The organism is Streptomyces sp. NPDC032126, from assembly GCF_055580085.1.
Genome location: NZ_JBVIMA010000011.1, coordinates 80,913 through 94,820 on the forward strand (window position 1 = coordinate 80,913; position 13,908 = coordinate 94,820).

Annotated in this window: 13 protein-coding genes and 1 tRNA gene; 11 read left to right on the plus strand and 3 right to left on the minus strand. The window is 73.2% G+C overall.

The window, feature by feature from the left end; genetic code table 11:
* Window positions 1–18: 18 nt before the first annotated feature.
* The 5 genes from ACZ5NW_RS32955 (at window position 19) to ACZ5NW_RS32975 (ending at window position 4,310) form a co-directional block, all read left to right on the plus strand.
* A complete protein-coding gene (locus ACZ5NW_RS32955) occupies window positions 19–1,617 on the plus strand; it encodes a hypothetical protein (RefSeq protein ID WP_468747676.1) in 1,599 nt (532 codons plus the stop codon).
* A complete protein-coding gene (locus tag ACZ5NW_RS32960) occupies window positions 1,614–2,954 on the plus strand; it encodes a DEAD/DEAH box helicase family protein (protein ID WP_468747677.1) in 1,341 nt (446 codons plus the stop codon). Before ACZ5NW_RS32955 ends, ACZ5NW_RS32960 begins: the two co-directional genes overlap by 4 nt.
* A 166-nt stretch (window positions 2,955–3,120) precedes the next feature.
* Complete coding sequence (locus ACZ5NW_RS32965) at window positions 3,121–3,486, plus strand: hypothetical protein (RefSeq protein WP_468747678.1); 366 nt, start codon at window positions 3,121–3,123, stop codon at window positions 3,484–3,486.
* 166 nt (window positions 3,487–3,652) lie between these two features.
* On the plus strand, window positions 3,653–4,246 hold the full coding sequence (locus tag ACZ5NW_RS32970; RefSeq protein ID WP_468747679.1) for a bifunctional DNA primase/polymerase: 594 nt from the start codon (window positions 3,653–3,655) through the stop codon (window positions 4,244–4,246).
* Window positions 4,237–4,310, plus strand: a tRNA-Lys gene (locus ACZ5NW_RS32975). Before ACZ5NW_RS32970 ends, ACZ5NW_RS32975 begins: the two co-directional genes overlap by 10 nt.
* Window positions 4,311–4,384: 74 nt before the next feature.
* On the opposite strand, the gene ACZ5NW_RS32980 is transcribed toward ACZ5NW_RS32975, so the two are convergent.
* The gene (locus tag ACZ5NW_RS32980; protein WP_468747680.1) at window positions 4,385–5,662 is read right to left on the minus strand and encodes a M6 family metalloprotease domain-containing protein; all 1,278 of its coding nucleotides are present in this window, start codon (window positions 5,660–5,662) and stop codon (window positions 4,385–4,387) included.
* Between the two features lie 312 nt (window positions 5,663–5,974).
* Here ACZ5NW_RS32980 and ACZ5NW_RS32985 point away from each other — a divergent pair, with 312 nt between their 5' ends.
* Window positions 5,975–7,831: a putative bifunctional diguanylate cyclase/phosphodiesterase gene (locus tag ACZ5NW_RS32985; RefSeq protein WP_468747681.1), complete on the plus strand. Its 1,857-nt coding sequence runs from the start codon at window positions 5,975–5,977 to the stop codon at window positions 7,829–7,831.
* A 1-nt stretch (window position 7,832) separates the two neighbouring features.
* Here ACZ5NW_RS32985 and ACZ5NW_RS32990 read toward each other — a convergent pair whose 3' ends face one another.
* Both ACZ5NW_RS32990 and ACZ5NW_RS32995 read right to left on the minus strand, forming a co-directional pair.
* On the minus strand, window positions 7,833–8,915 hold the full coding sequence (locus ACZ5NW_RS32990) for an LLM class flavin-dependent oxidoreductase (protein ID WP_468747682.1): 1,083 nt from the start codon (window positions 8,913–8,915) through the stop codon (window positions 7,833–7,835).
* A 70-nt stretch (window positions 8,916–8,985) separates the two neighbouring features.
* On the minus strand, window positions 8,986–9,693 hold the full coding sequence (locus ACZ5NW_RS32995) for a maleate cis-trans isomerase family protein (protein WP_468747683.1): 708 nt from the start codon (window positions 9,691–9,693) through the stop codon (window positions 8,986–8,988).
* 158 nt (window positions 9,694–9,851) lie between these two features.
* On the opposite strand from ACZ5NW_RS32995, the gene ACZ5NW_RS33000 reads away from it, so the two are divergent.
* From ACZ5NW_RS33000 to ACZ5NW_RS33020, 5 genes are all read left to right on the plus strand, one after another.
* Complete coding sequence (locus ACZ5NW_RS33000; protein ID WP_468747684.1) at window positions 9,852–10,817, plus strand: D-2-hydroxyacid dehydrogenase; 966 nt, start codon at window positions 9,852–9,854, stop codon at window positions 10,815–10,817.
* A gap of 64 nt (window positions 10,818–10,881) precedes the next feature.
* Window positions 10,882–11,817, plus strand: a complete 936-nt coding sequence (gene ehuB / locus ACZ5NW_RS33005) for an ectoine/hydroxyectoine ABC transporter substrate-binding protein EhuB (protein ID WP_468747685.1) — start codon at window positions 10,882–10,884, stop codon at window positions 11,815–11,817.
* Complete coding sequence (gene ehuC, locus ACZ5NW_RS33010; RefSeq protein ID WP_468747686.1) at window positions 11,814–12,458, plus strand: ectoine/hydroxyectoine ABC transporter permease subunit EhuC; 645 nt, start codon at window positions 11,814–11,816, stop codon at window positions 12,456–12,458. Before ehuB ends, ehuC begins: the two co-directional genes overlap by 4 nt.
* The gene (ehuD, locus tag ACZ5NW_RS33015) at window positions 12,455–13,105 is read left to right on the plus strand and encodes an ectoine/hydroxyectoine ABC transporter permease subunit EhuD (protein ID WP_468747687.1); all 651 of its coding nucleotides are present in this window, start codon (window positions 12,455–12,457) and stop codon (window positions 13,103–13,105) included. The genes ehuC and ehuD overlap by 4 nt, the downstream gene beginning before the upstream one ends.
* Entirely contained in the window at window positions 13,095–13,826 is a 732-nt protein-coding gene (locus ACZ5NW_RS33020) for an amino acid ABC transporter ATP-binding protein (RefSeq protein WP_468747688.1), read from the plus strand. The genes ehuD and ACZ5NW_RS33020 overlap by 11 nt, the downstream gene beginning before the upstream one ends.
* The last annotated feature ends 82 nt before the right edge of the window (window positions 13,827–13,908 follow it).

Genomic DNA, 13,908 nt, shown 5'->3' on the forward strand with positions numbered 1-13,908 from the left:
GGCCGTGGAGGTTCCCGTATGTCGCTGATCGCCACCCTCGCCCGGCTGGAGGCCGTCAGCGCCGGGCGGGCCCAGCCCGCCGCCACCGTGCGGCACCGGCATCTGTCCGCGCGGCCGCTGGTCTTCGTGCCGCTGACCACCGCCGGTGAGGCCGGCGCCCCGCTCGGCGCGCTCGTGGGGACCGACCGGGACGCGCCCCGCCTGCTCGTCGTACCGCAGCCGCGCGACCGGGACCTCCGGTTCGCGTTCCTCGCCGACCTCGCGGACGTCGTCCTGCCGTACATCGACTCCTACGTCGACGTCGTCGAGGCCGCCGAGCGCAGCGAGACCGACCCGGAGACGGGCAAGCGCGTCAAGGTCGAGGTCGACCTGTGCGCGGACGCGCCCCAGCTGATCGTGCCGAGCCGCACCGGCGTCGACTTCGTCCGTCTGCTGGGGCGCTCCATGCGCTTCCGGCGTACGGCGGAACAGGACCCGGAGTCCCCGTACCCCGCGCCCCCGCGCGTACCGCTGCTCGGCCGCTGGCTCACGCACTACGGCGAGCGGGCGCGGGTGCCCGGCTCCTCGCTGCTGCTGGCGCTCACCGACCTGCTGGCCCGGCACTGGGCGACCGGCCAGTCCAGCGTGGAGGACCAGCACCTCGGCTCGCTGCTGGCGTGGATCGACCCGCCGGACGGCGTCTCCGGCGCGGACGCGGCGCGCCACGCGGAGCTGGCCCGCGACGCGGCCGGACAGCTGCTGTGCCCGCCGGCCGGCCCCGCGACCGACCCGGCGTTCGACAACAAGCTGCTCGCCCCGGCGATCGAGCGCTACGACCGCGCGCGGACCGCGCTCGCCGCCGCCGAGGACGGAGTGCAGGCCGACGACCGGCTCGCCGTCCTCACCGCCGCCGAGCGGGACCTGCGCGACCTGGTGCTCAGCCGCACGCTGCCCACCTGGGAGCGGGTGTGGCGGGGACTGGACCTGCTGCGGGAGCTGCCCGAGGGCGCGCACGTCGAGGAGCGGTGGACGCGCGACCGCTGGTCGTTCACCGGCCACCGCGACCGCGTCCTGGCCGGCGAGCCCCCGCAGCCGCGCCGGGACGACGCGGTGACGGCGGCGAACAAGCTGGCCACGCGCGAGCGCGAGCAGGCCCGCCTGGAGGCGCAGGAAGCGCTGGACGACCCGCTGGTGATGGCGGGGCGGCGGCTGGCCGGGGAGGCGTTCGCCGGCGAGGTCACCGATGTCGTCATGGCGTACAGCGAGGGCAAGCGGCCCAGCCCGCGCCCGCTGGTCACCGTCCGCACCGACGACCGGCCGCACCTCGGGGAACGGGTGAGGGTGTACCGGTCGCTGGGCGGGAAGCCGCAGACCGCCGAGTTCGTGGGCGCCGAGGAGGACGGGGCGCTCCTCGTCCTGCGGATCGTCGACAAGATGGGCCGGGGCAAGGAGCCGGAGGAGGGGTCCGTGCCCGAGAAGGGCGAGCGGGTGTGCTTCACGCTCTTCGAGCACGAGCAGCGCGGCGGCGCGAAGCTGCCCGACCCGGAGCAGACGCCGTGGACGCACGGCGGACCCCCTGGGGAGCAGGCGCAGGTCGTCGAGGCCGCCGATCCCGTCACCGAGGAGGACGTGCTGTGACCACCGAGGCCGCCTTCGACCCCGGTACGGCCGCCGCGCGGGCCACCGAGGCGATCCTGCGCGACACGCTGCACGGCGACGCGCGCGGGGTGGTCGTCGACTCCCCGCCCGGCGCCGGGAAGTCCACCCTCGTCGTGCGCGCCGCGCTCGAACTCGCCGACGCGGGGCGCCCGCTGATGGTGGTGGCGCAGACCAACGCGCAGGTCGACGACCTTGTCCTGCGGCTCGCCGAGAAGTCCCCCGAGCTGCCGGTGGGCCGGCTGCACAGCAGCGACACCGACGCGTACGACAAGGCGCTCGACGACCTGGCGAACGTCCGGAAGTCGGCGAAGGCCGCCGACCTCGCCGGTCTGCCCGTCGTGATCTCCACGGCGGCGAAGTGGGCGCATGTGAAGACCGACGAGCCGTGGCGGCACGCGATCGTGGACGAGGCCTACCAGATGCGCTCGGACGGGCTGCTCGCCGTCGCGGGGCTGTTCGAGCGGGCGCTGTTCGTGGGCGATCCCGGGCAGCTCGACCCGTTCGCCATCGTGGGCAGCGAGCAGTGGGCGGGGCTGTCGTACGACCCGTCGGCGTCGGCGGTGACGACGCTGCTGGCGCACAACCCGGAGCTGCCCCAGCATCGGCTGCCGGTGTCGTGGCGGCTGCCCGCGTCGGCGGCCCGGCTCGTCTCCGACGCGTTCTACCCGTACACCCGCTTCCGCAGCGGCACCGATCACGGCGACCGTGCCCTCGCCTTCGCCGTACCGTCCGACGGCTCGGGACCCGACCGGGTGATCGACGAGGCGGCCGAGTCGGGCTGGGGCCTGCTGGAGCTGCCCGCCCGGCACACCCCGAGGACCGACCCGGAGGCGGTCCAGGCGGTCGCCCTCGTCGTACGGCGGCTGCTGGACCGGGGCGGCGCGGCGACGTCGGAGCGCTCACCGCACCCGGCCCCGCTGACCGCCGCCCGTATCGCCGTCGGCACCGCGCACCGCGACCAGGCGGCGGCGGTCCGCGCGGCCCTCGCCGAGCTCGGTGTGGCGGACGTGACCGTCGACACGGCGAACCGGCTCCAGGGCATGGAGTTCGACGTCACGGTTGTCCTCCACCCGCTCTCCGGCCGCCCCGACGCCACCGCCTTCCACCTGGAGACGGGCCGCCTGTGCGTCCTCGCCTCACGCCACCGCCACGCGTGCATCGTGGTGTGCCGCGCGGGCGTGACCGACCTCCTGGACGACTACCCGTCAACAGAACCGGTCCAGCTGGGCACCCTCGTGAAGTTCCCCGACGGCTGGGAGGCGAACCACGCGGTACTCGCCCACCTGGAGGAACACCGGGTGAGCTGGCGGCCCTGAGGGTCGCCCCGGCGGGGGCGGCGTGTGCGGTGGGTGGGGTGGGGGGAGCATCCCGTCGGGCCTCGGGGCTTGGGGCCGTTCGTAGGTCCCCTTGCGGGGCGCGGGACAATGGAAGGTGGTTCGGGTGGACGGCCTGGACCGTGCCGACCTATCAGGAGGAGAAGACATGGCGGAGCCCACGCCGCGTCGCACCGAACCGCGGCTACGCCCCGCGCCCCTGCTCTTCGAGCCCGCGGAGGCCGCCGGCGATCCGGAGCACTTCTTCGACCTGGAGTCCATCGACGACCCCCGGGCCCTGCTGGCCCGCGCGACGGAGCTGACGCTGGCCTTCCGCGCGGCGGCCGACCGGGCGGTGGAGTTCCAGGCCATCGCGGCCGCCCAGCTCGCCGACCCCCGCCGCTTCGACCGGCTGACCCCGGCGGACATCGCCGAGCGGGCGGAGTGGACGGAGGACTACGCCAAGAAGATGGTCGAGTTCGGCCGCGACCTGCTGCGCGGCGGCGACGGACAGAACCCCGTCGAACCGGTCTGACACCGCCGGCACCGCCGCCCCAGCCGTATCTCCCGTCGCCGTCCGGCTCCCCGCACAGCACCTCGGCATATGCCAGGCGGGCACGATAGACCCTCGTCGGCCCGCGCGTCCCGGCTTCTCGCAACTCATAGGATTCGCGCGCTCACTGCCGGTACATCTGTCAGGCATGAGCAGCGTATGGGACGAGACCCTCGACGTCGCGGGCATCACCTCGGACGGCGCCTTCTGGCTGGCCTCCGCCGGAACGTACCCGCGCAGCACCCTGGCCCACTGGCGGGAGCAGCCCGACGCCCCGGTCGTGCTGCCCTGTGGCTCGGTCTTCGACGTCGTCAGCGCACCGGCGCTCTTCGGCCGCCGCATGCTGGACCGGCTGTGGGACGAGGGCGCCGGATCGGGCCCGGTGGCCGTCTTCCGCGGCCGGATGCTGCTGTTCGCCGCGCCGGGCACGGCCCAGCGGCTGCCGTCGCTGCTGGCGTGGGAGGAGTGGGGCGCGACGGACGGCGGCAGCGGTCGTACGGCGGCGGTCCCGCCGCTGCTGTGCCATGGCACCGGGGACGCGGTGACCGTGCCGCCGGTGGCCGGAACCGACCCCTCGGGCTCGCGCTGGCTGGTCGCCCCGGACACGCGTCAGCCCTGGTTGCCGGGGCCGGAGGTGCTGCTGTGGGCGGCCGTGCGGGCGGCCCGGGAGGCGGTGCGGATATCGATTTCACCCACCCCGGACCAGGATGCTAAGGTCTACGACGTCAGCAGGCGCCGCTAGCTCAGTTGGTTAGAGCAGCTGACTCTTAATCAGCGGGTCCGGGGTTCGAGTCCCTGGCGGCGCACCGACGGGAAAGCCCCTCGCGAAAGCGGGGGGCTTTTCGTATGCCGTGGCCGGCCATGGATCGCGGGGGAGGCGTCACACCCCTGGCGTGATCCGTACGGTCCACGCCCCCGACGCCGTCCGCCCCTCCACGTCCACCCGGACGCCCGGGCCGCCGTCCTCCCCCGGCACCGTGAAGCTCTCGCCCGCGGCGACCGGGGCGTCGGCGAGGGGCGGGTAGACCGAGTCCTCCCAGCACGCCTCGGTGTGCGGGTGGGCGTCGATCACCTCGATGGGGCCGCGGCCCGACTCGGCGCCGCTGCGGACGCGGTAGACGAGGACGCCGGCGCGGCACACGGACCGGTCGTTGCCCACCGGGCCGCGCGCCTCGAAGGCGAGGGCGCTGTCGGCCCCGGTGCGCACCACCGCGAGCTTGACGCCGTTGCCGAGGCCGAAGGCGGGTGAGCCGGTGGCGCGGGTGACGGGGATGCCGGGGCCCGCCCCGAGGGGTTCCAGGGTCAGCCGGGTCGGCCGGGCCCCCTGTACGCACACCACCTGGCGCGGTTCCAGCCACCCCAGCTTCCACTTGTGCCAGGCGAACAGATCCGGCGCCAGCCCGAACTGGCTGCCCATCAGATCCCAGTCGCCGACGTAGGTGTCCCAGTCGCCCTTGCCGTCGGCGGGGCGATGGTAGAGGTCGGGCAGGTCGAAGACATGGCCGGTCTCGTGGGCGAGGACCAGCCGGTCGGGCGGATGCTGCTCGAACACCGTGACGACGCGCTGGATGTCGGTGCCGTCGGCGCGCAGCGGGGTGTCGAGGTTGACCACCTTGGTGGCGTCGGAGTCGACGCCGGGCGCGTCCGGGTCGGCGACGAAGTAGACGATGTCGTAGCGGGAGAAGTCGACCTGGCTGTCGGCGGCGGCGAGCGCGTCGTGCAGATAGGCGGCGCGGCGTTCGGCGTTCCAGTCGCGCTGTATGGCGTAGGCGGTGGCCGGTTTCGGCATGCGGATCCAGTGGCGCATCGGATGCGCGCGCAGGGTGAACCGGCCGTAGGACGCCTGGCGGAAGTAGCTGCTGGTGGCCGGAAAGTGGTCGGCCGCCAGTTCGGCGGGGGTGGTCATCGGGGCCCAGTCCGGGAAGGACAGGAAGACCATGACCGCGTCGAGGGTGCGGGTGGGGCGCCGGTAGTCGGCGTTCCAGGTGTCCAGGCCCTCGGAGTGGTGGGCGCCGGTGCGGGGCAGGGCGCAGGGGGTGGTCGAGAAGGGTTCGGCGACGGAGGGGCCGGCGAAGAGGGAGGTGGCGGCGAGGGCGGTGAGAGTGGTGAACACGGCCGCGGTGCTGCGCAGTCGGGGTCGCGGGAGCGGACGCGGCACAGGGACCTCCGGGGCGGTTCAGGGGACTCCGCACCCAGCCTTAGTGATTTCGTCGTACTACGCCCTGTTTGTCTGCCCCAGACGAGTGAGGGGCGCCCGCTTCCGTACCGGTCGACACCCCCGGACCACTCACGGAACGTCACAAGTGGTCGTGCGCCCGCAGAACCCGTCCAGCTACGGGCAGAAACGATCTGTCAGAAGAGTGCTCATGTCGGGGACACTGGGCAGTGGCTGCGCAACTCCGGGGGTAGCACCTATGATCGGCACACTTTGCTGCACGGACACAGATCGAGTGCACTGCGGGAGCGAGCGGTGAGCGGAACGTCCGAAGGGCCGACGCCCGCGGCAGACCTCGACGGGTCAGCCGTCACAGAGAGTGACAGCATGGCGCCTCCTGGTACCGGGGACGCCCTCGACACACGGATCGCCGAACCCGACGACCCCCTGACCTACCGTTCCGTCTTCGCGGCGGCGCCCCTCGGGATGGCCGTCGTCGACCCCGCGGGACTGGTCGTCAGCGTCAACGACGCGCTCGGGGCGCTGCTCGGCGGTGAACCCGCCGACCTGATCGGCCGGGTGGCCGCCGATCTGCTGGACCTCGCCTCCGACGCCCGTACCTGGCACGCCTATCGGGAGGTGCTGCGCGGCCGGCAGGCGCGGGTGCGCTGCTCGCGGCGGCTGAAGCGGCCCGACGGCCGGTCGCTGTGGGCGCAGGTGACCGTCTCGCCGCTGGGCTCCGGCGGGCCCGGGGTACTGCTGTCGGTCGCCGACATCAGCGCCCGGCGCGATCTGCAGGCCCGGCTGCGGCACCTGCAGAACCACGACCCGGTGACCCGGCTGCCCAACCGCACACTGTTCTTCGAACGGCTGACGGCCGCGCTGGAGGCGGACTCCTACGACGGCGGCGGCACCGGGCGGATCGGGCTGTGCTACCTGGACCTCGACGGCTTCAAGGTGGTCAACGACACCCTCGGCCACCGGGTCGGCGACCGGCTGCTGGCCGCCGTGGCGGAGCGGCTCACGGCGTGCGCGCGGGAGGCCGGGGAGGGCCGGCCGAGCGTGCCGCTGGTGGCGAGACTCGGGGGCGACGAGTTCGCGCTGCTGGTGGAGGACTCCACCGGCACCGATCAGCTCTCGGAGCTGGCCGAGGCCGTACTGCGGGCGCTGCAGGCGCCGTTCGACCTCGCGGGGCAGCGGCTCGGGCTGTCCGCCTCGATCGGGGTCGTCGAACGGCACGCGGCGGGGACGACGGCGACCGGGCTGATGCAGGCCGCGGACACCACGCTGTACTGGGCGAAGGTGGACGGCAAGTCCCGCTGGACGCTGTTCGACCCCGAACGCAACGCCCATTTGATGACCCGCCAGGCGCTGGCGTCCACCCTGCGGCCGGCCATCGAGCGCGGGGAGTTCGTGCTGGAGTACCAGCCGCTGGTGGGGATGGCCGACGGGCGGCTGCACGGGGTGGAGGCGCTGGTGCGCTGGGACCACCCGCGGTTCGGACTGCTGCCGCCGAATCGGTTCGTCGCGCTGGCCGAGGAGGACGGCTCGATCGTGCCGCTGGGCCGCTGGGTGCTGGCCACCGCCTGCCGGCAGGCCCGGCGCTGGCAGTTGGACCATCCGGACGAGCCGCCGCTGTTCGTGAGCGTGAACGTGGCGGTGCGTCAGGTGTGGGACTCCGACCTGGTGGCCGACGTGGCGGAGATCCTCGCCGAGACCGGGCTCGCGCCGGGGCTGCTCCAGCTGGAGCTGACCGAGTCGGCGGTGATGGGCTCGGCGGGGCGGCCGCTCCAGGCCCTCCAGGCGCTCAGCGACATGGGCGTGCGGATCGCCATCGACGACTTCGGCACCGGGTACTCGAACCTCGCGTATCTGTCCCGGCTGCCGGTGTCGGTGCTGAAGCTGGACGGGTCCTTCGTCCGGGGCTTCCAGTACGAGGGGCGGGCCGACACGGCGGCGCCGCCGAACCCGGCCGACGAGGTGATCGTCGAGGCGATGATCGACCTCGCGCACCGGCTCGGACTGACGGTCACCGCCGAGTGCGTGGAGACGGCGGCGCAGGCGGACCGGCTGCGGCGCATCGGATGCGACACCGGACAGGGGTGGCTGTACTCCCGGCCGGTGCCGCCGGATCGTATCTCCGAGCTGCGCTACAGCGAGGCGTGCACCTGAGTCACGTGGTGGGCAACCCGTAGGCGTCGGCGACGAGTTCGTAGGAACGCAGGCGCAGTTCGCCGCGGTGGGCGTGGCTGGTGAGCATCAACTCGTCGGCGCCGGTGCGCTTGTGGAGTTCGTCGAGGCCGGTGCGGACCTCGTCGGCGGTCCCGTGGACGATGTTGGCGGTCCAGGAGTCGACGAACTCCCGCTCCAGCTCGCTGAATCGGTGCGCCTCGGCCTCCTCCGGGGAGGGGAAGAGCCCGGGGCGTCCGGTGCGCAGGCGGACCATGTTCAGGCCGGTGGCGAGCACCTGGCGGCGGGCCTCCCGCTCGTCGTCCGCCGCGAGGACGGAGACGCCGATGAGCGCGTACGGCTCGTCCAGCACCTCGGAGGGCCGGAAGGACTCCCGGTAGAGGTCGAGGGCGGGGACGGTGTTCTGCGCGGAGAAGTGGTGCGCGAAGGCGAAGGGAAGGCCGAGCAGGCCGGCGAGGCGGGCGCTGAAGCCGGAGGAGCCGAGGAGCCAGACGGGCGGCCGGTGACGGGACTGGACGCCGCCGGGCGTGGTGGCCTGGACGGGGCCCGGGACGGCGTGGATGCGCCGGTAGGGGTGCCCGTCGGGGAAGTCGTCGTCGAGGAAGCGGGTCAGCTCGGCGAGTTGCTCGGGGAAGTCGTCGGCGCCCTCGTGGAGGGTGTCGGTGCGGCGCAGGGCGGCGGCGGTGGCGCCGTCGGTGCCGGGGGCGCGGCCGAGGCCGAGGTCGATCCGGCCCGGCGCGAGCGCCTCCAGGGTGCCGAACTGCTCGGCGATGACGAGGGGGGCGTGGTTGGGCAGCATGACGCCGCCCGAGCCGAGGCGGATGCGGTCGGTGTGGGCGGCGAGGTGCGCGAGGATCACCGCGGGCGAGGAGGAGGCCACGCCGGGCATCGAGTGGTGCTCGGCGACCCAGTACCGGTGGAATCCCCGGGCCTCGGTGAGCCGGGCCAGGTCCACGCTGGTCCGCAGCGCGTCGGTGGCGGTCCGCCCGGCGCCCACGGTCACCAGGTCCAGCACGGACAGCGGAACCGCCGCGCTCCCCCGCACGACCCCACGGATCTCACCCACCGCATACCTCCCGATCACAGGAATCCTGACACCGGTGCGGTAACAGGGGACTGTCCCCGGTTATTCCCGCTCACACCTGCACGATCGGTTCGCGGGTGAAGAGGGCGCCGAGGTTCGGGGCGTTGACGCGGCGGTCGGTGAGGCGCAGGGCCTCCCAGACGGTGGCCTGAGTGGCGGTCAGGACCGGCTTGGCGAGGGCCGCCTCCAGGGCGGGGACATGGGCCGCCGTGCGCAGGAACGTGCCGGGGATCACCAGCGCCTGGGCATCCGGGTGGTCGGCCGCCCGCGCCAGGGCGAGGAGGGCCGGCTCGCCCTCGGGACGCCCGTCCGTCGCGCGGACGGAGAGCACGTTCGCCCCACCGTCGCGGAGGAAACCGGCGAAGGCGACGGCCCGCTCCTCGTCGTACGGGGCCGCGACCGCCACCCGGCGCACGTCCAGTTCCCGCAGGGCGTGCACGAAGGCGAACGACGTCGACGAGGCCGGCATACCCGAGGCCCGGGCCAGGGTGCCGATCTGCTGCTGGGCACCCTCCCAGCCGTAGGCGAAGCTGCCGCTCGTCGACGCCCAGACGACCGCCTCCGCGCCCGCGAGACGCAGTTGCTCGCCGAGCCCGGCGAGGACCTCCGGCGGGCCCAGTCGGCGGATCGGGTCCTTCTCCCCCGGGTCCGCGTCCGCGTGGACCACGTCGATCCGGACGTCACTGCCCAGGAGCTGCTCGATACGGGGGTAGTCGTCCTCGGCCGAGTGGCCCGGGTGGAGGAGTCCGAGTGCGGTCATGGCCGGCCTTCCTGTACGGGGGCGGTACGGGGGCGCTGGCGTCAACTCCCCCAACGGCCGGGTACCCCGTGCGCGCCGCCGTCCCCACACCGTCCACCCGGTCGGCCGAGTCCTTGCTGTTGACGCCGGGTGCCGCCCGCTGCCAGCGTGAACCCTCCATGACCCTGCCGACGCTTCTCGTCCTCGACGCCGACCCTCCGCCCCGGCTGGGACGGCTCACCGGGCGGGTCCGGGTGGTGCGCACGGACGCCTCCGGGCTGGCCGCGCGGCTGCCCGACGCCGACGTCCTGCTCGTCTGGGACGCCGACGGCGACCGAGCCGGTGCCGCCGTACGGGACGCGTGGGCCGATGACGGGCGGGCCGCCCGGCCCCGGTGGGTGCACAGCGCGGGACCGCGCGCCGACCATCTGCTGTGCCCCGCACTCGTCGCCTCCGACACCGTCGTCACCACCGCGCGCGGCCTCTTCGAACAGCCCGTCGCCGAGTACGTCGCCGCACTCGTCCTCGCCCTCGCCAAGGACCTGCCGCGCACCTGGGAGGCGCAGCGGAGGCGGGAGTGGCGGCCCCGGGAGGCGGGGCGGGTCGCCGGGACGCGCGCGGTCGTCGTCGGGTCGGGGCCGGTCGGACGGGCCGTCACCCGGACCCTGAAGGCCCTCGGGGTGACGGTCGCCCTGGTCGGACGCGTCCCGCGGACCGGCATCCACGGCCCCGGCGACCTCGACCGGCTGCTGGCGCGCGCCGACTGGGTGATCGCCGCAGCCCCGCTCACCGATGTCACCCACGGCATGTTCGACCTCCGCCGCTTCGGCGTGATGCTGCCCTCGGCGCGCTTCCTCAACGTCGGCCGGGCGGAACTCGTCGACGAGGACGCCCTCGCGCGGGCGCTGGCCCGGCGGTGGATCGCCGGAGCGGCCGTGGACGTCGTCGGCCAGGAGCCGCTCGCCGCCGACAGCCCCCTGTGGAACGTCCCCGATCTGCTCATCTCCCCGCACATGGGCGGAAACATCGTGGGACGGCACGACGAACTGTCCACCCAGTTCGTGGACATGTTCGAACGATGGGCGGCCGGGCGGCCCTTGGTGAACGTGGTGGACAAGCGCCGCGGCTACGTCCCCGGTCACTGAAGCCACACCACCCTCGCCCATTTCCCCTCGCATATCCCACGGGGACCCGGGTAGCCGCGCCGCCATGGCCGAACCGAACGCACCGAACCGACCGAGCGGACCCGTCCCCCACACGGGGCGCCAACTCCCGGCGCCCACTCGCCGTTCGCTGCTCGCGGGGGTCGCGGCGGCCGGCGCGCTGGGGGCCGCCGGCTGCTCGCGCGTGGCCACCGCGTCCACGACCGACGGGGGCGACCTGCTCGACCGGCTGCGCGCCCAGGGCGTCGTACGGCTCGGGATCGCCGGTGAGATCCCCTTCGGATACATCGACCGCGACGGCGAGCTGACCGGCGAGGCGCCCGAGCTCGCCCGGGTGATCTTCAATCGGCTCGGGGTGGACCGGGTGCAGCCCGTGCCCACCGAGTTCGGCTCGCTGATACCCGGGCTGAAGTCCCAGCAGTTCGACGTCGTGGCCGCCGGGATGTACGTCAACCCCGAGCGCTGCGAACAGGTGATCTTCGCCGACCCCGATTACCAGATGCTGGACTCCTTCATCGTCCGCAAGGGCAACCCCAAGGGGCTGCGCTCCTACCAGGACGTCGTACGGAAGAAGGCGCGCTTCGCCACCGGCACCGGCTACGCCCAGATGCAGTACGCCGTGGAGGCCGGGTACGCGGAGAGCGACATCCTCGTCGTCCCGGACCAGGTCGCCGGGCTGAACGCCGTCGAGGCCGGGCGCGTCGACGTGTTCGCCGCCACGGCCGTCACCGCCCGCCAGGTCGTCAAGAAGTCCCGCAAGGCCGAGGCCACCCGGCCCTTCGCGCCGCTCGTGAAGGGCCGGCCGCACATCGACGGCGGCGCCTTCGCGTTCCGCCGGACCGAGACCACCCTCCGGGACGCCTTCAACGCCGAGCTGCACCGGCTCAAGCGCAGCGGCGAACTCCCGCGCATCCTGCGGCCGTTCGGCTTCACCCAGGCCGAGATGACCGACCTCACCGCGAAGGAGCTGTGCGCCGGATGACCCCCGGACTGTGGGAACTCGTGCTCAACGGCCTGTGGACCACCCTCCAGCTGCTCTTCCTCAGCTCGCTGCTGGCGGCGGCCGTCGCCTTCGCCGTCGGCGTCGCGCGCACCCACCGCCGCCGGCCGGTCCGCTTCCTCGCGGGCTTCTACACCGAGGTGTTCCGCGGCACCTCCGCGCTGGTGATGATCTTCTGGGTGTTCTTCGTGCTGCCGCCCGCCTTCGGCTGGCAGCTGGTCCCGCTGTGGGCGGGCACGCTCGCGCTCGGCCTGACGTACGGCGCGTACGGCGCGGAGATCGTGCGGGGCGCGCTGAACGCCGTGGACCCGGCCCAGCGCGAGGGCGCGATCGCCCTCGGCTTCACCCCCGCCCAGCGGCTGCGCCGGATCCTGCTGCCGCAGGCGGTGCCGGAGATGGTCCCGCCCTTCTCCAACCTGCTGATCGAGCTGCTCAAGGGCACCGCGCTGGTGTCGGTCATGGGCATGGGCGATCTGGCGTTCAGCGGCAACCTGGTGCGCCTCGCGCTCCAGGAGAGCGCGCACATCTACACGTACGTCCTGCTCATCTACTTCGCGATCGCCTTCGTGCTCACCCGGCTGATGCGGGCCCTGGAGCACCGGCTGAAGGCGGGTGTCCGATGAACTGGGACTGGTCGGCCGTCCGGGACTTCATGCCGTACTTCTGGGACGGGCTCCTCGTCACCCTCCAGGTCCTCGCCCTCGGCTCGCTGATCTCCTTCGGTCTCGGCCTCGTCTGGGCGCTGGCGATGCGCGCGCCCACCCGGTGGGTGCGGTGGCCGGTCGGGATCGCGACGGAGTTCGTCCGCGACACGCCGCTGCTGGTGCAGCTGTTCTTCCTCTTCTACGTGCTGCCCGAGTGGGGGCTGACCCTGTCCGCCCTGGCCACCGGCGTCCTCGCGATCGGGCTGCACTACTCGACGTACACGATGCAGGTCTACCGGGCCGGTATCGAGGCGGTGCCCGCCGGTCAGTGGGAGGCGGCGACGGCGCTGAGCCTGCCCGGGGCCAGGACGTGGCGGGTGGTGATCCTTCCGCAGGCGGTCCGCCGGGTCGTGCCGGCGCTCGGCAACTACGTCATCGCGATGCTCAAGGACACGCCGCTGCTGATGGCGATCACCGTGCTGGAGATGCTCGGCCGGGCGCGGCTCTTCTCGCAGGAGCGCTTCCAGTTCACCGAGCCCGTCACGGTGATCGGCGTGGCCTTCGTCGTCGTGTCGTATCTCGCCTCCCTTCTTCTGCGCACCCTGGAGCGACGCCTTGTCCGTTGAGATCAGCAAGGTCACCAAGCGGTTCGGCGGGCACACCGTGCTCGACCGGCTGGACCTGTCCGTGAAGGCGGGCAGCCACGTCACCCTCATCGGGCCGTCCGGCTCCGGCAAGACGACGATCCTGCGGATGCTGATGACCCTGACCAAGCCCGACTCGGGCACGATCACCGTGGACGGGCAGCGGCTGTTTCCGGCAGCGGAGAAGCAGTGCCGGGAGGTCCGCAGGAACATCGGGATGGTGTTCCAGCAGTTCAACCTCTTCCCCCACATGAACGTCCTCAGGAACCTCACCGAGGCCCCGACCACCGTGCTGGGGCTGTCGAAGGAGGAGGCCGAGGCGCGGGCCCGGGAGCTGCTGGAGCTGGTGGGCCTGTCCGACAAGTGCGAGGTACGGCCCTCGCAGCTGTCCGGCGGTCAGCAGCAGCGGGTGGCGATCGCGCGGGCGCTGGCGATGCGGCCGAAGGTGCTGCTGCTGGACGAGGTGACCTCCGCGCTGGACCCGGAGCTGGTCGCGGGCGTCCTCGACCTGCTCAGGGACATCGCCACCACCACCGACATCACGATGCTCTGCGTGACCCACGAGATGAGTTTCGCCCGGGACATCTCCGACCAGGTGCTGATGTTCGACGCCGGCCGGGTGGTGGAATCCGGCCCGCCGGAGAAGATCTTCGGCGACCCCGAGGAGGAGCGGACCCGGGAATTTCTCGGCGCCGTCCTGTGACGGCGTGCGATGACTACGGGGTGTGTACGGGTGAACACGCAGGTCTCGGGGATGGGTCCTGCCCCGGTCATATGCCAGGGGA